We start from the raw sequence: 22813 nt of genomic DNA, 5'->3' as shown, positions 1-22813 counted from the left end.
TAGTACTAGAGTACTATTTGTTAGCGATCGCATTGTGCCAGTTGCGTAAGTCCTGAAATAAATTGTATTTAATTATTAAGCATTCAAAAATTTTACGAGGTGAAATGACTTTCTTTATTTTTTAAAAGGAGATGGACTGTGCTTGGCTTTTTTCCTAATCCTTACCCAAATGAATTGTTATATAGTATTTGCGCTCGCTTTCAAGAGAGAGTGGATTATCCTAACCAAATTTCAGTAATTCGAGATTTATTCCAAACAAAAAATGCGATCGCAATTTTTGACCTACCAAGCAAATTGAACAGATTGGTTGCTGCTTTACCCGCTGGGCATTCTTACACAGTTGATAATTTCATAGACAATCACACTTTATTACCCTTTTATAGTCCTTTCCTGCCACTAGAGCGACTTCAATTAGTTCGGCAGGATATGTGCGCTGATAATGGCTCAAAAATTCATACACGCTTAGGAATTGTTGCTGGATTCATTGAGATGCCTTCTCATTTGAGCTTCTGCCCATTGTGTATGGAAGATGATCGGAAGCAGTTTGGCGAGTGCTATTGGCATCGTCTTCATCAGTTACCTGGTGTTGAAGTCTGTTCCACTCATGGAGTTTTTTTAGAGAAAAGTGCTGTATTAACCCACAATCGTAGACGCATATCTGAATTTGTTTCCTTAGAACAGGCAACTCAAGTAATATCTCCTCGTCCAATAGACCCTTTAAATTCTGGTCACAAAGTTCTGTTGAAGATTGCTAGAGACATAGACTGGCTTCTGAATAATTGCCGCTTCGTCCCTGGCTTAGAAGCTTTGTATGAAAAATACCTATCTTTGGTAAAAACTAATCCAGAGTTAGTTACTTACACAGGTAGGATTCGTGTTCAGGAATTTTTGAGGCTCTTCAAAAATTACTACTCTTCCCAAGTGTTAGATTGCCTGCAATGCCCACTTGATGAGCAGATTCGTGATAACTGGCTTGCTCAATTAGTACGTTTCCCTAAAAGAATTCACCACCCACTACGCCATTTGTTACTTATCCACTTCTTAGGATACACAGTACAAGAATTTTTTGAGCTAAAAGAAGCACCAAAACCATTTGGTAATGCTCCTTGTCGCTGTCTTAACCCTGTTTGCAAATATTTCAAAAAACCTCAGATAAAGAAATGTCAGATTACATATAACCAGGAAAATCGCAAACCAACTGGTACATTTTTTTGTAGCTGTGGTTTTGTTTACTCTAGAATAGGCCCCGATAAATCACCAGAGGATTACTTTCGATTCTCGAAAATCAAGGTTTATGGCTCTGTTTGGGAAGAATGCTTAAAAGCTTTCTGGGAAGACTCCTCACTCACCCTTAAGGCGATCAGTCAACGTCTGGGAGTTCGAATCAAGACAGTGCTTCGTCAAGCAGATAGACTGAAGCTTATCTTTCCCCGACCAAATACTAAGGCGAGAGCAACTGAGTTATGTTCATCACTTAAGCCTCGTGTATTTTCATTTATTCAAGCTCCAGATATCCTCGAAAGTTGCCGTAACCAATGGTTAGAGGTAATTGCAGCTAATGCTGAGGCGGGAAGAACAGAATTACGAAGCAAAGCACCAGCAATTTATGGTCAATTATACAAACATGATAAAAATTGGCTTTTGGAGCATCTGCCACCACCACTAACGAATAATGGCACTCTATATGTGGATTGGAATAACCGAGATATTGAGACGCTGGAAGCGGTAAAGGTTGCTGTACAAGGCTTGAAGCAAGATGTCAATCGACCAATTTGGATTAGCAAGACAGCGATCGCTAATTTTCTCGATCATCCTGCAAGCGCTTGGGTAAGAAGACATCTTAACAGATTACCTATGACAGCAAAGGTTTTGGATGAGTTGGCTGAAACCAGAGAAGAGTTTGCAGTCAGAAGAGTGCAGTGGGCAGCAAATACTTTTCATCAAGAAAATATTACTCCTCATGAGTGGCAACTAGTTCGCCGTGCAAGCCTACGCAAAGAAACGAAAAAGTTACCTTTGGTCAAGAAAGCGATCGCAGATGCTTTGGAAGTTTTAAATTCACTAAATTGATCCTGAGATGCTGAGGCAAGCAACTAAAAATTCGCTTTCTTTAACTCCTGTGGTTAGTGCAATACAGTTCAGTTAAGCATTTCTTTCTTCTCTTTGCGTCCTTGGCGGTTCGTTAAAAAATTGACTTTGACAACGAGTTTTAGCCTTAACCCAAGCGTATTGGTGGTTAGTGTTCTCCAAGAATAAAAATCAACTTTTATCAATTAGTACATACGAACTTGTGACAGTTAAGAAGTTTATTGTTCGTGGCTCACATTGTATTGCGGTTAGCAGCTTCTCCAGTAAAGAACTTTAACAAAAAACTGGCAACGCAATAATCAGTGTTTCAGGCGTTGCCAGTAAAGAACTTTATTGTTTATGTACAAGATGTTGGAGAACTTTATTGTTCTTCTACATTAGTTTCAAAATTAGCTGTGACTCGAACGAGAAAGGACTTCCAAAGAATAAATTACTCAACAAAAATCGGTTCTACCGATGTAAAAGAAGCATTTATGAATATGTTTAGCTGTGCTACTTAATTTATATGTTTTACTCTGAAGGAAAACCCTGTTCAGCCCTACTTATTGTTACTTATCGTAGACATAAAGATATCGTAGAATTGTTGGTGGCTGCTGGTGCAAGCGTTCATGTTGTAGATGGTTTGGGTGAAACACCCTTACATAAAGCATCTTCCGAGGGACATAGGGATGTAGTCGAACTTCTGATTACTAATGGAGCGCAGTATGATTAAGCAGTCGATGATTATTCTCGTAATGGGTGTATCTGGTTCGGGCAAAACCACCATCGGAAAACTGCTAGCAGACTCGTTAGACTGGGAGTTTAGCGACGCTGATGCTTTCCACTCGCCAGAGAATGTTGACAAAATGCGGCGCGGTATCCCTCTGAGTGAAGCTGACAGGATGCCTTGGTTACAAGATTTGCAAACAGCCATAAAACACTGGCTACAAGAAAATAAAAATGTAGTGCTGGCGTGTTCGGCTCTAAAAGATAGCTATCGGCAATTTCTGGTATTAGATAGCGATCGCATCAAGCTAGTTTACCTCAAAGGGTCTTATGAGTTGATTCAAATGCGGTTGCAAGAGCGTCAGAATCATTACATGAGCGAAAAACTCCTCAACAGCCAGTTTGATACTCTTGAAGAACCATTAGATACCATATCTATGGATGTTGCACAGCCACCCCAGGTAATTGTCCAAAACATTAGAACGGCTTTAGGAATTTAGCTTATTGATTACAACCACAAGTTTAAATGGGTGAAGTTATTTAAGGTGAATTCCAGTAATAAATTTACCATAGCCTTTGGTTTCGACTACTTCGACTTCGCTCAGTACAAGTTCGCTCAACCAACTAAGTGGCCGAGAGTTGAGCGTTCGCGTAGCGTCTCGCAGAGAAGTCGAAACTCGTCAACATTTCTCTCCTACGGTATTAACTTTTCTGAATTAAACTTGAGTTAAATATATTAAGTTTTTTAAACTATATCTAAGCTGAAAACTACTTAACTTTCGCAAAAACTCCAGGAGGAAAAGTTTAAACTACATCAAGATGGAATAGTTCCCTTGACTTTGTAAAGTTCGATAAACGGGGATCATATTTGGAATAATGCAGGTTAAACTAAAATTAATGTAAAACAGAATACAAATTCACATTGATAATATAGCAGTTATCGGTTGAATGAGGTACAATAACCCCACCCCCAAACCCCCTCCCCGCGAGGAGGGGGCTATGATGTATCTTATGTGATTAGGAAGCGCTATATCAGGTTTTACTAATTTTAGTTAAAAGCTGTTTTTAACTCATACACCTTCAAATGTATTATCACCAAAAAATGTGAATTTTTGACGTGGTGTAGTGTTCCTACTATTGCTTGAAAAAACAAAACATCTAATTTAGGAAAATTAATAGCGCTAACTCAAATCACGTCAAATTATCAGACCTTTTAGAGAAGTTAGAATTGCCAAAATCAGCAGTACTGCTAGGTGATATCTGAAGTTTTCAGACTTAGCTCATATTGTGATAACTTCGCAATTTTATATTATACTGACCTTTTTAAAATTTAAATACGTTGTTAGAAATAGATGAAGATGAAGAGAATTGGACTCATAGTTGGCATATTAGGTTTCGCGGTTGTTAGTTGTACAAATGGCGCTCAAAATGACAACACTGCTACTAATACTACTAACACCGCCACCAATACTAGTGCAGAAACTAAAATTGCCACTGAGAATAAAAAATTACGAGCGGTTGGCTTCACTGTTGGCGATCTAAGTAATCCTTTCTTCGTCGTTATGGGACAAGCAGTTGAGGCAGAAGCGAAGAGAATTGGCGGAAAAGATGTCACCGTCATTGTAGCTTCCAGTGCCTATGATCTCAACCAACAAGCCAATCAAATTGAAAATTTCACTGCTGCGAATGCTGACATCATTGTTTTGAATGCTGCTGATAAAAGGGGAATTAGACCAATAGTTGAAAACGCGAAACGAGCAGGTAGAATTATCATTGCTTTGAACTCCATTAATGAGTCTTTGAACTCCATTAATGAGTCTTTGAACTCCATTAATGAGTTTTTGAACTCCGTTAATGAGTCTTTGAACTCCGTTAATGAGTCTTTGGTTTCTACTCTCCTGCCCCCACTCCCAATACAGTTCGGTTAAAGAGACGCGATAAATCGCCGTCTCTACAAAGGACTGATTATTGTAAAGACGGCGATTTATCGCGTCTTTGCGATCTAGGACGTGTCATTAAAAACCTTATCCGAACCGTATTGCCCCCACTCCCCAATGCCCAATGCCCAATCCCCAATCCCCAATCCCCAATCCCCAATATATAAACTATGTCTTCCACTAGTATTCGTCGTAAATCCAACACCTTTTATGTCATTTTGATTGCTGGTGCTGCTGCCCTCGGCGGCTTTCTGTTCGGTTTTGACACTGCTGTAATCAACGGCGCGGTTTTATCTCTAGCAAAAACTTTTAACACCAGTAGTTGGGTAACAGGGCTAGCAGTGTCCCTAGCCTTGCTGGGGTCTGCGGTAGGAGCCTTCTTTGCTGGACAGATTGCAGACCGTTATGGTCGAATCAACGCAATGGTGGTCGCTTCGGCGTTATTTACTATCAGTGCCATTGGCTCTGGGATGGCCTTCACTATCTGGGATTTTATCTTTTGGCGAGTATTGGGTGGGATTGGAATCGGCGTTGCTAGCGTCATCGCCCCAGCTTACATTGCCGAATGTTCTCCCGCCCATTTGCGGGGAAGGTTAGGATCTCTGCAACAATTAGCGATCGTAGTCGGAATTTTTGTCGCCTTATTGAGTGACTACTTTATTGCTGTGTCAGCAGGTTCAGCAGACTCGCCGTTTTTGTTTGGGGTTGCAGCTTGGCGCTGGATGTTTTGGACAGCAGTCCCGCCAGCAGTATTCTACGGGATGATGGCTTTAACAATTCCTGAATCTCCCCGTTACTTAGTTGCCAAAGGACGAGAGCCAGAAGCTGCTAACGTTCTCACCAAGATTTTGGGGGGTGACGTGCTGCCAAAAATTGAAGAAATTCGGCAGACAGTGCTTCGAGAACGTCAGCCTAAGTTTTCTGACCTGTTGGGCAGAAGTGGTGGACTCCTGCCAATTGTTTGGATAGGAATAGGCTTATCTGTATTACAGCAATTCGTTGGTATTAATGTAATCTTCTACTACAGCAGCGTTTTGTGGCGGGCAGTCGGGTTTTCCGAAAAAGATTCCCTAACAATCACGGTGATTACAGGAGCCGTAAATATTATTACAACACTGATTGCGATCGCCTTCGTAGATAGATTTGGTCGTAAGCCCTTGCTCATACTAGGGTCGATTGGCATGACCTTGACTTTAGGAACGATGGCTTCTATTTTTGGCACTGCTCCCCTAGATGCTGCTGGGAATCCCAATCTCACCGGAAGCGCAGGTACGGTGGCTCTCATCGCAGCCAACCTCTATGTGTTTTGCTTCGGTTTCTCCTGGGGGCCAATAGTTTGGGTGCTGTTGGGAGAAATGTTTAATAACAAAATTAGAACTGCTGCACTTTCAGTTGCTGCGGCGATGCAATGGGTTGCGAATTTCCTCATTTCCACAACATTTCCTCCCATACTGCAATATTTTGGTCTAGGTTCTGCCTATGGACTTTATACAATTGCGGCAGCTACCTCATTCTTTTTCATTCTCTTTTTTATTAAAGAAACCAAAGGAATTGAGTTAGAAGATATGTAATTGGCATTCATCTAGTACCCCAAGGCAGAATTAAAAATTAAAAATCAATCGCACTGTACAAATGCATCGTGATCTACATTACCGATTTTGAGGTTGTTTTAGGCTTTTCTTAATTATCCTGCGATCGTAAATAGATCATGCTGTGCCCTTACGAAAGATATGGTTTTTAACCTTGATTCATATTTGGTTTTTCTTGTCAATGCGTAAGTTTTATTTATAGCGTTTCCTAATCACATAAGGTACATCATAGCCCCCTCCTCGCTTGCGGGGAGGGGGTTGGGGGTGGGGTTCTTGTACCTCACAAGGGCCGATAACTGCTGTAAGTGACCAAAAACCTCAACTCAAAATATGTAACTTGAATGCTGATTAGCTCATAACCTGGAAGCTTTGGTTCAAGTGTAATCTCTTTAGTTACAAAGTCAGAATTTAACCATTTTTAAGTAATAAGCCAATGTTAAAAATTCTTTTTCATAGTTTTTTTCTCCTCTTTTTGGCAATTCCAGTAGTTTGGGCAGCACCTCCAGAAGATAATTATACTCCAGCAGATGGAGATAGGAATTTGGAGGGACAAGTCAATTCTGTTTCCCAGCTTTCTGATATTAAACCGAGCGATTGGGCATTTCAAGCACTGCGATCGCTAGTCGAACGTTATGGCTGTATTGCAGGTTATCCTGACGTAACCTATGGCGGCAACCGTGCTTTAAGTCGTTACGAGTTTGCAGCTGGTTTAAATGCCTGCTTAGACCGGGTGAATCAATTAATTGCTGCGGGTACTAGCGATTTAGTCAAAAAAGAAGATTTGGCAGTGCTGCAAAAATTGCAGACAGAGTTTGCGGCAGAATTAACAACTCTGCGTGGGCGGGTGAATACGCTGGAAGCACGGACAGCAACCCTGGAAAAACAGCAATTTTCTACTACTACCAGGTTGAATGCTCAAATTATTACCGCCATTAGTGATAGCTTTGGTAATCGGGTGGGTGGCGAACGCGATGAATCCCGTCTCTACTTTGCAAATCGCGGTCGTCTCAACTTTGAGAGCAGTTTCACAGGCAAAGATTTGTTGCGAGTTCGCCTAGAATTTGGCAACTTTGCCAATTCCAATGGTGCAAGCCAAATTGCCGCAGCAACGGGTACAGGGATGACACGCCTGAACTTCGATTATGACAGCAATGATACACTTTTTGTTCCCCACATTCGTTACTACTTCCCAGTCAGTGATTCTCTTAACTTCGTTGTTGGTCCCACAGGCATTGGTTACACCGATATTTCAACCACCGTCACTCCCGCCACAATCGCTGACGACGGCAATGGGGTTCTCTCACTTTTTGGGTCATACAGTCCCTTATTCCGGCGAGGTGGCGGCGGTGCAGCCGCTAACTGGAACATTACCAAAGACTTGATTCTCACCTTGGGCTATTTAGCAACCAGTCCCAATGTCCCATCGGCTAGCAACGCCTTATTTGATGGCGGCTACAACGCCCTGGCGCACTTAGCCTATTATGGTAAGCAAGGAGCTATTGGTGTTGCCTACTCTCATGGCTATAGCCCTGCTGGAGTAATCGAACTCGCAGCTGGGACGGGTAGCGCCCTGTCAAACGCTCCCTTTGGCAACAACATTGCGACTTCCAACGATATTGTCGGCGCACAGGGATTCTATCGCTTCTCCCCAAATTTCCAAATCCACGCTTGGGGTGGATATATCTGGGCAAATGCCAAAAACTCTGGTTTGAGTGATATTTCCAATGGTAGGGGTGGAACAGATTCTCTATTTGTGAACAGTGGTGACAATGCCAATGTCTGGTTTGGGGCAATTGGTATGTCGTTTCCTGATGTCGGGGGTAGGGGTAACTTGCCGGGAATTCTCTTTGGTATACCGCCGCGTGTCTCTAACAGTGATGTCCGTCAAGACCGAGACAACGCTTACCATCTCGAAGCATTCTATCGTTACCGATTGAACGATAATATTTCAGTAACTCCTGGTTTTTGGGTGATTCTCAACCCGGAAAACGATAGCAGAAATGATCCGCAGTATGTGGGTGTGATTCGCACAACCTTCGATTTTTAACTGAATTAGGACTTACGTAAAACTACACACGGTAGGGGCAATTCATGTATTGCCCCTACCTAAAAATCGTTATTTTGGGCTATTGTTTGCGTAAGTCCTGATACAAATGAAGGGTTTGGAAATATAAAACTTTCGGGTACCCTGAAGTTGATATATAAAAGAGCAATTTTCAAATGACCATTTACTTTTATAAAGTTTGGCAGCCTTATGGCTGTTTTTCTAACTTTTCTCCCCACTGCATCCACATCCAGAATACTTACTGGCCAACGGTTGAACATTATTATCAAGCGCAAAAGTTTGTAGGTAGCACAGATGCGGCAATTATACCCCTCATCCATGCTGCCGTTACCCCAGAAGAAGCTGCCGCTTTGGGAAGATGTAGCGATCGCCAACTTCGTCGAGACTGGAATTTAGTCAAAACTCAAATTATGCGAGAAGCTGTACTCAAAAAGTTTCTCACTCATGCTGATATTAGAGAAGTTCTCTTGAGGACAGGCGATGAGATTTTGATTGAAAACTCCCCAACCGATTCTTTTTGGGGCTGTGGTGCTAATAAAACCGGTCAAAACCATCTCGGTAAAACTCTCATGAGTGTGCGTGAAGAAATCCGTAATTTATTATCTTTAACAGTAATTTAGGAATAGTTTGAGCAAAATAGTTAGATTCAACAGAAAATCAGCAATTAGACGCGGAAAATTCAAAGCCTCTCTTCTAAAAGGAGAGAGGTCAAAACTGTACCTCACGCAATCGAAAACCGCGATAAAGCACAGCTTTATCGCGGTGAGGTTAGGCTCTACCTGATTCGTATTAGGAAAAGCTATAATTAATTGAATCAAGAAGCAAAAATGCTCACAACATATTCTTATTTTAAAGTAATCATAAAGTAGTCAATTGAGTGATATCACTGAAATAGTTTGATGATTGAGAATATAAAATTAATGGGTGTCTCTGATTAAGATTTTATGAATTTTAGACTTGAGAGGATCTTTGGAAAGTATTTGGTCATCTACTTACTAAAGGGTTTTAACTTCTGCTAAATCAACTTTCTGGAGCTACGGCGACCAAGGAAAATCTCTGATAATTATCAAATATCCTCTAATCCCTTTCCAAAAATATTTGCAACAGATGTTGGCCCCTAGTAACGCATTTGTAGGAGGAATTTTGGGAAATGGGATGAAAACCAAGGCACTGACAATTACAAATAAAATTATACTTCGTCCTCCTGCATACAAACAATGACAATTACCGATAAACCAAACAAGTTGCAGCAAAGCTTAGACCAAGAAAGTTTACTGCACAAGATGACAACACAGATCAGGCGATCGCTCGATCTCCAAGAGATATTAACGACTACCGTTAGCCAAGTGCGTTTATTTTTGGATGCAGATCGGGTGAAAGTGTATCGCTTTGGTGCTGATGGTAGTGGTGAAGTCATTGCTGAATCTATTGATCAGCAACGTCTGCCATCCTTATTGGGACAGCGCTTTCCAACTGATGATATTCCAGAAGCCGCCAGAGAGATGTTTTTGTTAGTGGGGCAACGTTCGATTGTGGATGTGCCAAACGGGAAGATCGGGCTATCACCTCTACAGTCAAAAGAAACTGGCAAACGTCTACAAACTAATATCCACTATCGGCAGGTAGACCAGTGCCATATTCAATATCTCAAGGCAATGGGCGTGCAGTCTTCGTTGGTAGTGCCAATTTTACATTCCGACCTCCAAGAACCATCGGCAAAGCCTAAATTGTGGGGATTGTTGGTATCTCACCACAGTCAACCGCGAGAGATTTTGAAGGGGGAACTTAAAGTATTGCAGGAAGTTACTGACCAAGTAGCAATCGCGATCGCTCAAAGTAATCTACTCACCCAAGCGATCGCCAAGCAACAGCGAGAAGCTACTATTAACCGAGTTAGCACACTATTGCATAAACTACCGACCATCCAATTGCAGAAAGCGTTAGAAGAAGTTATTACTGCCTTGGGTGCAGTAGGTGGCAGGCTTTACATTGAACAAAATCGGGAACTATACACTTGGGGCGACCAGCCGATACTCCCCTATGAGGGAAATAACAGTATTCTGGAACAGCATCTGGTATGGCAAAACTGGATGGCTGAGTGTAAACAAAGTAATATTTGGGCAACCGATGACCTCTACAAAGAAGCACGTTTGCGAGTTTTGGCTTTAGCGTTCCGTTCTACTCAAATTCGCGGACTCATGTTGATTCCCCTACATTACCGCGAAAAGTTTATTGGTGTATTAAGCATTTTTCGCCCGGAATTTGAAACAGAAATCTTGTGGGCGGGACGATGTGAAGAAAATCAGCGACAACTGTTACCCCAGCTTTCCTTTGAGCTTTGGCGGGAGAAAAAAAAGGGGCTATCAGCTGAGTGGAAACCGGAAGAAATCTTATTAGCACAAGCTTTATCCGAGCATTTCTCAATGGCAATTGAGCAGTACAAAATGTATAAACAGGTAGAATCCCAGAATGTCAACTTAGAATTGCGGGTGCAAGAGCAAACTGCTGAACTCGAAAAATCATTACTGACTACCAAAGTACTCAAGCAAGTTACAGAGCAGATTCGCCGCACATTAGACTTGCAGACAACCCTGCAATCCATCGTTCGGGAAGTCCGTCCCCTGCTAAATTCAGACCGAGTCCTGATTTTTGAACTGAAGAGTAAATCAGTGATTGTGGAAGAGATTAATGGCAATTGGCAGTCTGTTTTGGGATTGAATGCACCAGCAGAATGTTTGCCTGATGAGTATACGCGTCTATCCTTTCAGGGCACGGTACGGACAATTAACAACGTTTCAACCGCTTCTTTAAATGATTGTCATCGAGAGTTTTTGCAAAGTCTGCAAGTGCAAGCAAACTTAATAGTTCCGATTAATATCGGTCTGGAACTATGGGGCTTAATAATTGCCCATCAGTGTGATGCTCCCAGAAATTGGCAGGATGCAGAAATTGATTTATTGGAACAGTTAGCAGATCAGGCAGCGATCGCCCTTCAACAAGCACAACTCTACGAACAAACCTCTAATGCCGAAACTGAAGCCAGAAATCAAGCTGCCCAGTTAGAGCATACCCTACATCAACTCCAAGAAACACAGTCAAAATTGATTCAGACCGAAAAAATGTCCAGCTTAGGACAGTTGGTGGCGGGTGTCGCCCACGAAATCAACAACCCCATTAACTTTATCTACGGGAACCTGTGCCACGCCAGTGACTACATCGAACTACTGCTAGAAATTTTAAGTCTCTACCAGCTACACTATCCCCATCCCCATAGTGAAATTAGAACTGCGATCAAAGTAATGGACTTTGAATTTTTGGTAGAAGACCTGCCGAAAATCATCACCTCAATGCAAGTAGGAACCGATCGCATTCGCTCAATAGTGCTGTCATTACGCAATTTTTCTCGCTTAGATGAGGCTGAAAACAAGCGCGTTGACATACATGAAGGCATTGACAACACCTTATTAATTTTGCAACATCAGCTGAAAGCAAATGCGGAATTTCCCGACATTAAGGTAATCAAAGAATATGGCAACATACCAGGGGTGCAATGCTATGCTGGCCAAATGAATCAGGTATTCATGAATATTCTCAGCAATGCCATAGATGCCCTGCGAATGGGAACCGAAGAGAAGGGGGACATGGGGGACAAGGGGGATAACCCATGCCAAGTGCCCACTATCCACATCTCTACTAGAATCTCAGCAGACAACTCTCGTCTGTTGATTCGTATTAGTGACAATGGATCTGGAATGACTGAAGAGGTGAAAAAGCGAATTTTTGACCCGTTTTACACTACTAAACCTGTGGGTAAGGGTACAGGACTGGGACTGTCAATTAGCTATCAGATTATTGTCGAAAAACATGGTGGAACAATGGAGTGCATTTCCGAACCTGGCCAAGGTACAGAGTTTTGGATTGAGATTCCCACCAAAACCTCCAGCCAAAATAGTTAAGTAGATGATGCTCCATCCTGCGGCTTTGAGTGTGAGGTTGATTTGGCTCACCCGCTAGTGTACAAATTAATCATGGTATGCTTTTAACAAAATAGGCCGTTTCCGGCTTTGATGATTTGAAAAGTTTGGCTGTTTAAAGAAAAGTCTGAAATAGAGACTCCTCTAGGTGTAAGATTATACGAAGTAGAATAGGGAGAAAGAGTTTAAATAGCGCCTTATGTCAATTATTGCGCTGAGAGCGTGGTATCTACAAGATTACGAGCCGATTCCAGAACTGGAAAAACGTCCGCCAGACATTCGCTTAAGCAAAAAAAGCCTGCTCAAATCAGGCTTGCGAGCAGACTTTTTAGAAGAAAGTGACGAAGTTAACAAATCAACTTGGTTTGGGCGCTATCTGGAAGGGGAAAATATTGAATTTTATATTGAAGGTAGTGGTGGCTATTGCGTCGCTAACATTGACTTAATTAGTCATGAAATTTATTTCACCAAACAGGCGGTGTTGGCTCAGTTAGAACCAACGATTTTTTTATCCTATCAAACTGAGTATGCCGCAGCGACGAATATTCTCAGAGAAGAACTGCGAAAAAGTTTAGATAGTTTAAACTTGCGATCGCGCCTTCCCCTAACATTAGTAGAATCCTCTCGTCCCACTGGTGCTACTGTCCGAATTAACCGCACGATCATGCGAAAAATCCGTAAGAGTTTGTTGTTTATCGCTGACACCACGCCCATTGCTAGCATTGATGCTAAAGAAACCCCTCAACTAATTCCGAGTCCGAATGTCTGTATTGAGATTGGCTATGCCATCCAAAGTAAACGATCTGAACAGATTCTATTAGCGCATATGCAACGCCCCGACTTTGAAGGGCAATTTCCCTTCGACTTACCGACACAGCAAATTTTGCAATTCCAAGACACCACAGAACTGAATCAAATTCTCACAGGAACCATTGAAAATCAGTTAGCACGATTCAAATTGTTTTTTTGAGCAAGATGATCGGGAGTGGGGAATGACAAATGCTCAAACTTAAAATAAACGAACAGGCTTTTTTTCCAGCTTGGAACTAATCGAGCTTACTCGATCAACCAGAGAAATCATGTATTTATAATCTGGTACTTGTCCATTGGGTACATACCCCACTTCTTGAGCTAAACCTGAAGGCGAATCACTCATCACTTTGTGGATAAACTCTTGACGATTACGTTCTACATTAGGCCCAATTAAGACTACACCTAATGGTACATAGTGAGGGTCTTTAAATAGTATGCGGAATTCGGTTGGGTCTAACTGTGAACCGTAGAGACTTAATTCAGCCTCCGAGACAGCACAAGCGATCGCTTTTCCTTCAGCTACCAATTGCAGCGCGGCTTTGGGTGTGGGTGCAAAGACTATTTCTGCCAGTGTTGTACCATAAAGATTGTAAAGTGGAAAATAATATCCTGTTGCTGAACCTAACTGCCCTAAAGCGACTATTTGACCTTCTAGTTGTTTCAAGTTAGTTATGGGATTGTCTTTGCGAACAACGAAAATTGAACGTAAATTATTAATACCTATTAAAGGAAACAGAGGAACATATTGGTAGCGTGCGATCGCAATAGCCGCTAAACCCGGTGGAGCAAATACCAATGACCAAGCACGAGCCTGAAGACGCTCAACCGCTCTATTTTCATTAAAAACAGGCTCTAGCTGAATATATGCATTTGTCTTTTCACCCAAGTAACTATTGAATTTAGCATATTGGTTAATTATCTGTTCACCTCCACCATAGTTAATTACACCAACAGTTAACGTGCCCTCAAACTCCTTTGGTGATTGGCAGGCAGCAAATGTCAAACCTAACAGATTAAACAGAAAGAAACGACGGGAAAATCGCAAAAACATTACTAATTATGGTTAAGAAAATAACTTGGCTTTCAGGGCTAATTTAGATAAGTTTGACTGCTGCCTAAATAGGTTATGTTGCAGCAAAACATTAATATTTATTTAAATATTGTTGAGATGCTTTCTAACAGGTATAAATAAATATTAGAGAAACTCAGATACCACCTTCGTTGGTTAGGTTATGTTAAGCAACATTACGTTAAAAAACTTAAAAATAGGTGCTAAATTTAACTTCCTTTTAATATTAGTTTTCATAGTCAGTATTGTGGGGAGTGGCGTTGCCTTATCCAGTGTACTTCAGGGGAGAGCGCAAAATGAAGTAGCTTCTCAAGCGCAGATTCTCATCCAAATGGTGAACGCAGTTAGAGATTATACACAAGATCGTATAAATCCCCTATTAGAACCTAGAGTAGATACTAATCCAACGTTCATACCCGAAGTAGTACCAAATTTTTCCTCTAAAGAGGTTTTTGAAAATTTTCGGAAAAAGCCTGAATATAAAAACTTTTTTCATAAGGATGCAACACTTAATCCAACTAATTTAGCTGATAAAGCTGATAATTTTGAAACTCAACTTGTAGAGCGTTTTCGCAACGACTCCAAGACTCTAGAAATTACAGGGTTTCGTAACTTGTCACAAGGCGAAGTATTTTATATTGCACAACCACTAAAGATTACACAAGCGGAATGCTTGCGATGTCATTCTACACCAGATCAGGCTCCTAAGAGTCAGTTGGTAACTTATGGATCGGAAAATGGTTTTGGCTGGCAACTCAATCAGATTGTTTCTGCCCAAATAATCTCTGTTCCTTCCCAAGAGATTTTTGCCAATGCCAAACGGACTTGGACATTGATAATGGGAGTTTTAGTTACTATCTTTGCGAGCATAGTATTCTTAATTAACTTCTTAATCAAAAAATATGTGATTCAGCGCATCAGAAAAATAGAAAAAATCGCCCAAAAAGTTAGTGTTGGTGATATGAGCGCAGATTTTGAAGAAAGCTCTAATGATGAAATTGGCGGGTTAGCAGAAGCATTTAATCGGATGAAATCTAGCTTAAAAATAGCTTTGGAGATGCTGAATAGCCAGGACTAACACCATTTTGGATTTTAGATTTTAGATTTTGGATTATGAAAGAGTCAAGCTAAACACAACTTACGCATGTGTTGCATTTTTTGCAAAATTTGTATGAGTGAAAAAATTAAGAGAGTAGGCGCTGCTGAAATTGCAAAGCTTTTTGAGGATCGGGAATTTGTGATGCTAAAACTTTCACAAATTCTGCACGAGAAATTTGTCCAGAAGACCTCACAGCTTTTTGGACTAAGAACTTAGCTATTGGCCCAATTAAATCAGCCAATTCCCGCTCGCACTGATGCACAAAGCTATCGCTGATTACTTGAAGTTCTGGGCTTGGTAAATTATTTGACTTAGTTTCAGATTTAACAGTAACTTCCTGGAATAGAGTAGATTTCTCTAGTACAAACATTGTTTTCTTCTTAAAATCAATTTGTTGATTTCCTCGAAGATGAACGGCCAATTGACTAATTAATTCTTCGCGGTTGGGCGCTGATGCTGCAACTTGTCGTAGTAATCTTGAGGCAACGGGGCCGACAAATTCTAAGAGAATTGTTTCCAGCCGACTGTAATTTTCTGGAGACAGGATACAAGCAGACGAATATCCAATTGAGTTTTGTTGAGAAAGTGAAGCTTGAGGCGGTTGTATAAAAGATGGTGGTTGAGTTAATTGTGCTTCTACTTTAGTATCCAGATGCTTAAGCGCCTGTAGAACTTCAGCCGCAGACTGATAGCGCTGTTTGAAGTGATGTAGCACCATCTTAGATAGCACAGATGCCAACCCAGAACTGACGTTAGCTTGGTGCTGCCAAGAAATTTCTCCTGTATCTGGGTCTTCCTGAAAGTTTATCGGATGTAACCCTGTCAGCGATTGAATACCAATAATCCCCAAGGAATAAATATCGCTGTTGGGGCGGGGCTTACCTTGCCCCTGTTCTGTAGACATATATCCTGGGGTGCCAATGATAATAGTAGCCCCCGTGTGCCCTGCAACTGTAAGCAGTTGCGTTTGGACTTGTTTAACTGCGCCAAAGTCAATCAGCACTAACTTGCCGTCTTGTTGTCGCCTGATTATATTGTCCGGCTTGATATCTCGATGGATAACATTGTGGCTGTGAATAAATTGTAGAATACCCAACACCTGTTGGAGCAGTTGAATTACTTTCTCTTCTGTCCAAGGTTGATTGGGGAACAGTTCCGCTTTCAGAGTATGCCCTTCAATGAATTCTTGCACCAATAAGAACTCTTGGTTGCTTTCAAAATAGGCTAAAAGCCGAGGAATCTGGTCATGGTTGCCCAGTTGTTCTAGTGTTTCTGCCTCACTGTTAAATAGTCGTCTAGCAATTTCGAGAAATTCAGGGCTACGAGTAACGGGCTTAAGGTGTTTGACAACGCATTTCGGGAAACCTGGGCGATGGGTATCTTGGGCTATGTAGGTTTGACCGAATCCACCTTTACCTAAGACCTGGACAACTTGATAACGTCCGTCTAATAACTGTCCTAACATTGTGTCACAAGCCTTAAGTCCTCAAATTCATCTTGGCACAACTACCAGCTTTGGCAAGGTTTGTTGAGAAAGAAAGTAGGTAGGTAGTGCTGAAATTTCAAGGTTTTTTGAGGATTGTACTACAAGTTTGTGACTCCCTAGACTCCAGATCGGCTTGCTGCCATATTATTGTTTGTTCAAGCTTTAATAATTCCTCAGAAATCGGCAGTGCCCCAATTTTTGAAGTACTTGCTGGTTGAGAGACTACGGTAACTCCCCTTGTGCAGTTTTATTTAGAAAATAGGTGATTCCCCTAAAGCTCAATTTATAGGCTACTGGTGGTAGAGGAACTTCCGGCGATTTAGAATTCGGTTCAACAGGATAGTTAACGGCACGGGATATCAGATTATAAGCTAGCCCAAGTTGAGGAATTGGCTCAAACGGCTGTTCTGTTTTTTTGCTGGCAAGCTTGCTTCGGTCGTATTCGTAGTTGAGACCACGATAGAAAAGTTTCATAATTTTCGCCTCCTGAATAACTGTTGTTCAACAATGCCAATGATTTATCAGAGCTTAATTGGAGAGTTATGCAAGAGCTAATATAAACTTACACTTTTTAAGGAACAGGGTAAAAAATTAGCCGTCTAGAGTCAAGAGTCATTGGGCATTGGGTATTGGGTATTAGTCATTGTCATTTATTCCCTCTTGCCCCTTTCCTCCCTACCTCCCGTATGCTTACCCTTTTCATTCCGGGGTTACGTGGTTAACAATGGGTTGAATGTTTTTTTAATGGTTCAACCTGATGACTAGAACTGCAAATGAATATGCCGTATTCCTCCTACTGGAAAGCGGCCACCGGGAAGAAGTACGTTTTCCGACTATTCAAGAGTTTCAGAAGTGGTATAGCGGCGAACTTGTGCCAAAGTCTGCTTCTAATGACTTTATTAGCGTCCCGATCAAAAATATTCAAGGTGAGTATATGGTAGTAAGACCCTCTCGGATCGTGGCAATCCGGGTAGAACCCATTTTTAGTTCCAGTGTTGAAAGATTCAATTAAATGATCAGAAAAACCCTTACTTTGCTTTCCTTGAGTCTGGGAATTGCCTTTATCAACCCTCTCTGGGCGGCTGTTGCTCAGGTTCCTAACTTTCTGCCGTTACCAGTACCCATAACTCCTGGTTTCCCACCTCTGCCAGTACCAAGCACTCCTGAGTTAACGCCACCGCTAAAACCAATCACTATCAGAACCGATTGTACGCTCCGGCCGACTTGTTTGGGTTGGGATGACCAAATTTGGGGTCAAATAGGTAAAACAGGTGATCGCAATGCGTTGTTGGCTTCCATTGACAACAGTCTGCTTTACCTAACAAAGAGTGAGGCGATCGCAGCATATCAAAATTATCCAGTTAAGGAAATCACCCTTGATCGCGTCCGCCGAAGTTTGCTACGTTTCCGCCAACTGGTTGTTAGTTCTAAGTCAGCAGCCCAACTACAAGCCGATGTCCGCCGTGAGTTTGTCTTTTACCAATCCGTGGGCAACGATGGCAAGGGTACTGTTAAGTTCACTGCTTACTACGAACCTGTTTATACTGCTAGCCGTGTCAGGACCTCAATATATAAGTATCCCCTTTATCGGCTACCACCTGATTTTAGCCAATGGCCTAAACCCCACCCAAAACGAATTGATTTGGAAGGGAAGGATGGTTTACAAGGGAATAAGAGCAAGTTGCGCGGTTTAGAACTGCTTTGGTTCCGCGATCGCCTTGACGCATACATGGTACATATCCAAGGTTCTGCCCAAATTAAGTTAACTAATGGCAAAACAACGTCAATCGGCTATGCAGGTGGAACTGATTACCCTTGGACTAGTATCGGCAAAGAACTAGCGAAAGATGGCAAACTTCCACTGAATGGATTGACGCTACCACGAATGATTGCTTACTTCCGGCGATACCCGCAGGAGTTAAACAATTATTTACCACGCTGGGAACGATTTGTTTTCTTCGAGGAAACTGGTGGTACCGGAGCTGCTGGTAGTATTCATGTGCCAGTGACAGCAGAACGTTCCATTGCCACAGATAAATCTCTCATGCCACCCGGAGCGCTAGCGCTGATTTACAACTCATTTCCCTATTTAACCAGTCGTGGCAAACTAGAGAATCGTACTGTTAGCCGCTTTGTGCTTGACCAGGATACAGGAAGCGCCATCAAAGGCCCGGGTCGGGTGGATTATTTCATGGGGTCTGGGAAACTAGCAGGCGATCGCGCTGGCATCACAGGCGGCAATGGTTCATTATATTATTTGCTGCTCAAAGAATAGGTATTGGGGCATTGGGCACTTGTACTGAGCGAACGCGAACAGCGTCTGGTAGAGAAGCCGTTGGCGCAGCCTCTCGTAGAGAAGTATTGGGCATGAGGCATGGGTTATTCCCCTTGTCTCCCTTGTCTCCCTTGTCTCCCTTGTCTCCCTTGTCTCCCCACTCCCACCTAATACGGCGGATAAGCAAAATCATCTTCATCAGCATAAACGTAAGAGTTGGAAACTCCCGCCATTGCCAATTTAGGCGTTTCTGATTTTACAGGTTCCTTGCCAAAATCTTTGTATTCTTCAAAAGTCTTGCAAATCATTGCAGACTCAAGAGAATCCGAAGCAATTAAATATTCTGTTAAAGTGCCTACCGTCGGATGTTTGTAGTCTACAGTTGAAGCTACCAGAACTGTATTTGGTTCAATACCTCTTTCTTCAGACTCAATTATCGGGCAAAAAATCCCGTGAGCGTGGAACAAAGGCCCTTTTGGTGTCAAAGGTTGCTTGCGGTAAACAGCATAAGCTTTTTCTAGTTCAGCGACGAATCCACTAACTACTTTGCCTTGTTGATATTCGCAGTAAGTTTTGCTGAAACTCGCTCCGGCGGCACCATTAAGAGTTAGTTGTAGTGGTGATTCATGTAAAAACTTTTTATTCTCTCCCACTATAAAAATTAGATAGCGAGTAAAGGTTTTAAATTTAAGTTTGTCTGCTAAAAAAGCATCATAATTCTCTTTGAGCGTACCCAGTTTTAGACCACTTTCCCGGTCTTTGACAGACAATGGCCCCCGACGCACCATAACCAAGCGTGGAGTAGTGGTAATAAAGACGGTTTCGACTCCAGAGCTAAATTCATGCTCCACTTGCTGCCAATTCTCATCTGGCACAAAGCCGACAGCATTGGCATTATCTACCTTAATTGCCAAACCGTGAGATTGTATACCATCTGTGCCATACCGAGGATTAATCATCTGACACCAGGGGATGACTTGAGAAGGCGGCGCATTAAATTTATCGTCTTCAAAGTCGAAATTAGCAGATGCTTTCATCGTTTTAGGCTATCAAAGTGTTTTATTGAACAAGTTTATCGGCTGGGTGCTGAGGAAAGGAGAGCCACTTATGTGCTGTGGTTCCCAAAGTTTAAGAACTCAAACTCGGGTAGTAGTTTTTCCAGAGTAAAGCAGAATCAATCTATCTTGCAATCCCTGTTTCGTTTTTTAACAACAGATTTTCACTTTGGCATCCTTAATTTCTTTAATTTCAGTGCGTTTCAACGCACTTTAGCTATTAGCCCGCAATTTATTGCAGGGCGGGAAAGCAACGCAAAACGAGGTTATGAATACTTTTTGTTTCTCCCGTGATTAACAAGACTTACGCAAACAATAGCCGAAAAGAATGATTTTCTTCTTAGGGCAATACCCTGCGGTCAGCTAAAGCTACATGAATTGCCCCGGAGGGCGTGTAGTTTTGCGTAAGTCCTAATTAAATTAAGATCAGCAAACTAATTTAAACTCAAAGTTGCGAGAGTCTTTAAATCAGGCACTTCTAAGTCAGGTTGACTTACTGCTGAACCTGTGGTATTAAGTCCTTTTTGATCTCCGCGACGGTTTACCCAGACTGTTAATAGTCCCAGAGATTTGGCTGTAACGATATCGTGATATAGACTAGCAGCAACGTGTAATATCTGCTCTAGCGGCAAATCAATTCTCTCAATAGCCACTCTGAAGTTGTTTAAGGAGGGTTTGTAGCTTTTTGCCTGTTCTGCTGTGATTATCTGGTCAAATTCTACCTCCAAGTGCTTTGCCGAGAAAGCAAAGAGATCGTCATCTACGTTTGAGATAATTACCAGTTTAAACTTTTGCTTTAAAGCTCTAAGTGCTTCAACTGTATCGGGAAAAGGCAGCCAATGTTGAATCGAATCAGCAAGTGAATTTAGTTCCTCAGCAGTTGGGTCAAAGCCGAATCGTTCACCAAATTTCTGGACTACTCTGTTCAAAACTTCTCGATATTTGATATATTCTCCTTTTTCCAGTTCAGCTTCAAATTCAGTAAAAAGTTTCAGAATTTGCTCGTCATCCAAATTAGTGTTATGTGCCAGCAGAAGTGGCTTTAGTACCCCGAAGATGCCGTTCTCCCAATCAATTAGGGTTCCGTAACAATCGAAAGTTAAAGCCTTGTAGTGATGAAAGTTAATCATATTTTTATACTCTATAGCTTGATTAATTGTGTTCAGTTTTCATAAATCAAAAGAGGGGTGAACCTAACTGACTTTTCATCTGATATGGAAAATCTCTCTCCTAAAAGGAAAGAGCCTTTGAATTTTCCCCCTCCCCGCCTGCTTTTAGGGAAGACTTTGACGTAAGTCAAAGGCAGGGTGGGGTTCTTTTTTTGATTTATACAAGAAGTCTATTGATTCTCAGCGTCACTGTGGCTTCCTCTGATTGCGTCGATCCCTACCCATGAATTGTTAATTGATAGCCGACTATTATGGCATTTAGTTAATTCTAGATAATCCAAATTTTGCCATATCTCAAATTGATTATAAACTCGCTTTCTTTACCTCGACAACCAAGATTATATTGGTGCAATGTCTATTTATATCGTTCTGATTAGATTCATAATTGAAGCTTAATTGCAATCAATTCACAATTAACAATGTTTAAGAAACTCTTAACCTAAATTTGTACTAACTTTAACTCAACCTTTGCTTACGCTGTATGTCTTAGTAAGAAGATTGTGTAGTAACTATAGCAAAATACTGTATTATTATCGGGTTTTAGATGTATTGCTACCATTAGCTCAGAGTCAGAAGTCAAATTGGAGGTTATTACGAGTTGGTGTTGACTGCATTAAGGATTGGAGATTTATGAAACTGCAAGTGACCCAATTACATATACTCTGAGCAAAATTAACTGGAGCGTAGACCGATGAGACGCACAGGTGCTGCTTGGATAGCGGAAAACCAGGTGTTTACGCCGACAGCATGACATTTGGCTATTTTCTGTGGAGTTTTCTTAACTTACTTGAGGAGTAGAAATGCTTGAGGCGATCGCTGTTGCTTGGTTATTACTGTTTTTTGGCGATTTTGTATCTACATTCATTTACCATGTACCCGAGCACGTTTTTGGTAGCCTTCATTTAAAAACGCACCACTCCTGGAAGAAGGACTTTCGCCACTACGCTATTTTGACTTTTAATCCCCAGGTTCTTTTAGATGGTATCTTGGGAGCTTTGCCTTATGTACTCATAGCAGTAGTCTTGTGGCCTTTCTCTCCCATTGGCGTGATCTCTGGATTACTGCTTGGTCAGTTTCATGTATGGTGGAGACACATAAGTGTACTGGGTTGGCAAACTCCAAAGCCTGTAAATATTTTATGCCAAATTTTATTTATTACGACTCCTGAGAGACACTGGTTACACCATCACAAAACTAATTTGGGTTTCGGTGACATTTTCACCTTTTTTGAACAACCTGCACAAATCTGGTTACGCTGGCTTCGGTTACTCAGACTTCGTTTTCGCTACTCTCGGATCTAACTGAAGCTACCGCTTACCTAAATACTTTTAAAAGTAGGAAAATCAGCTACGTTAGCGAAGCTTACCGAAGGTATCGCAGCTGATTTTCCTACTTTATTTGTCAGTGACTTACACAGAGCTAAGTACACCTCTGGTACGGATTTTAAAGGTATTTGCTACCGATCAACTTCGCTGTTATATCGTCAATG

Annotated in this window: 19 protein-coding genes; 13 read left to right on the top strand and 6 right to left on the bottom strand. The window is 41.6% G+C overall.

The features are described from left to right. The first annotated feature begins 138 nt into the window (after nt 1–138). The 9 genes from HWQ38_RS33200 to HWQ38_RS33160 all read left to right on the top strand — a co-directional run bounded on the left by HWQ38_RS33200 (nt 139) and on the right by HWQ38_RS33160 (nt 13328). Nucleotides 139–2070, top strand: a complete 1932-nt coding sequence (locus tag HWQ38_RS33200) for a TnsD family transposase (RefSeq protein ID WP_292802361.1) — start codon at nt 139–141, stop codon at nt 2068–2070. A gap of 523 nt (nt 2071–2593) precedes the next feature. Beyond that, entirely contained in the window at nt 2594–2800 is a 207-nt protein-coding gene (locus tag HWQ38_RS33195; protein WP_292802358.1) for an ankyrin repeat domain-containing protein, read from the top strand. Between the two features lie 7 nt (nt 2801–2807). Continuing rightward, entirely contained in the window at nt 2808–3293 is a 486-nt protein-coding gene (locus HWQ38_RS33190) for a gluconokinase (RefSeq protein ID WP_292802375.1), read from the top strand. An 858-nt stretch (nt 3294–4151) separates the two neighbouring features. Beyond that, entirely contained in the window at nt 4152–4721 is a 570-nt protein-coding gene (locus tag HWQ38_RS33185) for a substrate-binding domain-containing protein (RefSeq protein ID WP_292802354.1), read from the top strand. 179 nt (nt 4722–4900) lie between these two features. Then, nucleotides 4901–6301: a sugar porter family MFS transporter gene (locus HWQ38_RS33180; RefSeq protein WP_292802351.1), complete on the top strand. Its 1401-nt coding sequence runs from the start codon at nt 4901–4903 to the stop codon at nt 6299–6301. 451 nt (nt 6302–6752) lie between these two features. Next, the gene (locus tag HWQ38_RS33175) at nt 6753–8366 is read left to right on the top strand and encodes an iron uptake porin (RefSeq protein ID WP_292802349.1); all 1614 of its coding nucleotides are present in this window, start codon (nt 6753–6755) and stop codon (nt 8364–8366) included. A gap of 173 nt (nt 8367–8539) precedes the next feature. Further along, a complete protein-coding gene (locus HWQ38_RS33170; protein WP_292802346.1) occupies nt 8540–9004 on the top strand; it encodes an NADAR domain-containing protein in 465 nt (154 codons plus the stop codon). A 597-nt stretch (nt 9005–9601) separates the two neighbouring features. After that, nucleotides 9602–12340, top strand: a complete 2739-nt coding sequence (locus HWQ38_RS33165; RefSeq protein ID WP_292802342.1) for a GAF domain-containing protein — start codon at nt 9602–9604, stop codon at nt 12338–12340. A 217-nt stretch (nt 12341–12557) separates the two neighbouring features. Next, complete coding sequence (locus HWQ38_RS33160; protein WP_292802339.1) at nt 12558–13328, top strand: hypothetical protein; 771 nt, start codon at nt 12558–12560, stop codon at nt 13326–13328. Nucleotides 13329–13367: 39 nt separating this feature from the next. Here the strand turns inward: HWQ38_RS33160 and HWQ38_RS33155 are convergent, their stop codons facing one another. Then, nucleotides 13368–14222 (bottom strand): PhnD/SsuA/transferrin family substrate-binding protein, encoded by an 855-nt coding sequence (locus HWQ38_RS33155; RefSeq protein WP_292802335.1) that lies wholly within the window; start codon nt 14220–14222, stop codon nt 13368–13370. A gap of 181 nt (nt 14223–14403) precedes the next feature. On the opposite strand from HWQ38_RS33155, the gene HWQ38_RS33150 reads away from it, so the two are divergent. After that, entirely contained in the window at nt 14404–15318 is a 915-nt protein-coding gene (locus HWQ38_RS33150; protein ID WP_292802333.1) for a DUF3365 domain-containing protein, read from the top strand. Between the two features lie 106 nt (nt 15319–15424). Here the strand turns inward: HWQ38_RS33150 and HWQ38_RS33145 are convergent, their stop codons facing one another. Further along, a complete protein-coding gene (locus tag HWQ38_RS33145) occupies nt 15425–16804 on the bottom strand; it encodes a serine/threonine-protein kinase (RefSeq protein ID WP_292802330.1) in 1380 nt (459 codons plus the stop codon). 243 nt (nt 16805–17047) lie between these two features. Continuing rightward, complete coding sequence (locus HWQ38_RS33140; RefSeq protein WP_292802327.1) at nt 17048–17299, bottom strand: DUF4278 domain-containing protein; 252 nt, start codon at nt 17297–17299, stop codon at nt 17048–17050. Nucleotides 17300–17582: 283 nt separating this feature from the next. Between HWQ38_RS33140 and HWQ38_RS33135 the strand changes: the two genes are divergently transcribed. Continuing rightward, nucleotides 17583–17837 (top strand): hypothetical protein, encoded by a 255-nt coding sequence (locus HWQ38_RS33135; protein WP_292802324.1) that lies wholly within the window; start codon nt 17583–17585, stop codon nt 17835–17837. 3 nt (nt 17838–17840) lie between these two features. Continuing rightward, nucleotides 17841–19100, top strand: a complete 1260-nt coding sequence (locus HWQ38_RS33130; protein ID WP_292802373.1) for a murein transglycosylase A — start codon at nt 17841–17843, stop codon at nt 19098–19100. Here the strand turns inward: HWQ38_RS33130 and HWQ38_RS33125 are convergent. The 3 genes from HWQ38_RS33125 to HWQ38_RS33115 all read right to left on the bottom strand — a co-directional run bounded on the left by HWQ38_RS33125 (nt 19090) and on the right by HWQ38_RS33115 (nt 21285). Continuing rightward, nucleotides 19090–19293, bottom strand: coding sequence for a hypothetical protein (locus HWQ38_RS33125; protein ID WP_292802321.1), 204 nt, complete (start codon nt 19291–19293; stop codon nt 19090–19092). The two genes, HWQ38_RS33130 and HWQ38_RS33125, sit on opposite strands and share 11 nt — an antisense overlap. Then, nucleotides 19268–20137, bottom strand: coding sequence for a DUF5895 domain-containing protein (locus tag HWQ38_RS33120; RefSeq protein WP_292802318.1), 870 nt, complete (start codon nt 20135–20137; stop codon nt 19268–19270). Before HWQ38_RS33120 ends, HWQ38_RS33125 begins: the two co-directional genes overlap by 26 nt. 452 nt (nt 20138–20589) lie before the next feature. Next, complete coding sequence (locus HWQ38_RS33115; RefSeq protein WP_292802315.1) at nt 20590–21285, bottom strand: haloacid dehalogenase type II; 696 nt, start codon at nt 21283–21285, stop codon at nt 20590–20592. An 839-nt stretch (nt 21286–22124) separates the two neighbouring features. Between HWQ38_RS33115 and HWQ38_RS33110 the strand changes: the two genes are divergently transcribed. Next, the gene (locus tag HWQ38_RS33110; RefSeq protein ID WP_292802312.1) at nt 22125–22625 is read left to right on the top strand and encodes a fatty acid hydroxylase; all 501 of its coding nucleotides are present in this window, start codon (nt 22125–22127) and stop codon (nt 22623–22625) included. Nucleotides 22626–22813: the final 188 nt, after the last annotated feature.

The organism is Nostoc sp. NMS7, from assembly GCF_017115085.1.
GTDB lineage: Bacteria > Cyanobacteriota > Cyanobacteriia > Cyanobacteriales > Nostocaceae > Nostoc.
This window is presented reverse-complemented; position numbering and strand designations above follow the sequence as displayed.

Excerpts from the sequence above, each read along its gene's own strand:
- HWQ38_RS33165 (WP_292802342.1), top strand. The coding sequence starts at position 9,602 with ATGACAATTACCGATAAACCAAACAAGTTGCAGCAAAGCTTAGACCAA.
- HWQ38_RS33115 (WP_292802315.1), bottom strand. The coding sequence starts at position 21,285 with ATGATTAACTTTCATCACTACAAGGCTTTAACTTTCGATTGTTACGGA.
- HWQ38_RS33190 (WP_292802375.1), top strand. The coding sequence starts at position 2,808 with ATGATTATTCTCGTAATGGGTGTATCTGGTTCGGGCAAAACCACCATC.
- HWQ38_RS33125 (WP_292802321.1), bottom strand. The coding sequence starts at position 19,293 with ATGATTTTGCTTATCCGCCGTATTAGGTGGGAGTGGGGAGACAAGGGA.
- HWQ38_RS33160 (WP_292802339.1), top strand. The coding sequence starts at position 12,558 with ATGTCAATTATTGCGCTGAGAGCGTGGTATCTACAAGATTACGAGCCG.
- HWQ38_RS33180 (WP_292802351.1), top strand. The coding sequence starts at position 4,901 with ATGTCTTCCACTAGTATTCGTCGTAAATCCAACACCTTTTATGTCATT.
- HWQ38_RS33110 (WP_292802312.1), top strand. The coding sequence starts at position 22,125 with ATGCTTGAGGCGATCGCTGTTGCTTGGTTATTACTGTTTTTTGGCGAT.
- HWQ38_RS33140 (WP_292802327.1), bottom strand. The coding sequence starts at position 17,299 with ATGAAACTTTTCTATCGTGGTCTCAACTACGAATACGACCGAAGCAAG.
- HWQ38_RS33150 (WP_292802333.1), top strand. The coding sequence starts at position 14,404 with ATGTTAAGCAACATTACGTTAAAAAACTTAAAAATAGGTGCTAAATTT.
- HWQ38_RS33135 (WP_292802324.1), top strand. The coding sequence starts at position 17,583 with ATGACTAGAACTGCAAATGAATATGCCGTATTCCTCCTACTGGAAAGC.
- HWQ38_RS33145 (WP_292802330.1), bottom strand. The coding sequence starts at position 16,804 with ATGTTAGGACAGTTATTAGACGGACGTTATCAAGTTGTCCAGGTCTTA.
- HWQ38_RS33175 (WP_292802349.1), top strand. The coding sequence starts at position 6,753 with ATGTTAAAAATTCTTTTTCATAGTTTTTTTCTCCTCTTTTTGGCAATT.
- HWQ38_RS33120 (WP_292802318.1), bottom strand. The coding sequence starts at position 20,137 with ATGAAAGCATCTGCTAATTTCGACTTTGAAGACGATAAATTTAATGCG.
- HWQ38_RS33155 (WP_292802335.1), bottom strand. The coding sequence starts at position 14,222 with ATGTTTTTGCGATTTTCCCGTCGTTTCTTTCTGTTTAATCTGTTAGGT.
- HWQ38_RS33170 (WP_292802346.1), top strand. The coding sequence starts at position 8,540 with ATGACCATTTACTTTTATAAAGTTTGGCAGCCTTATGGCTGTTTTTCT.
- HWQ38_RS33185 (WP_292802354.1), top strand. The coding sequence starts at position 4,152 with ATGAAGAGAATTGGACTCATAGTTGGCATATTAGGTTTCGCGGTTGTT.
- HWQ38_RS33195 (WP_292802358.1), top strand. The coding sequence starts at position 2,594 with ATGTTTTACTCTGAAGGAAAACCCTGTTCAGCCCTACTTATTGTTACT.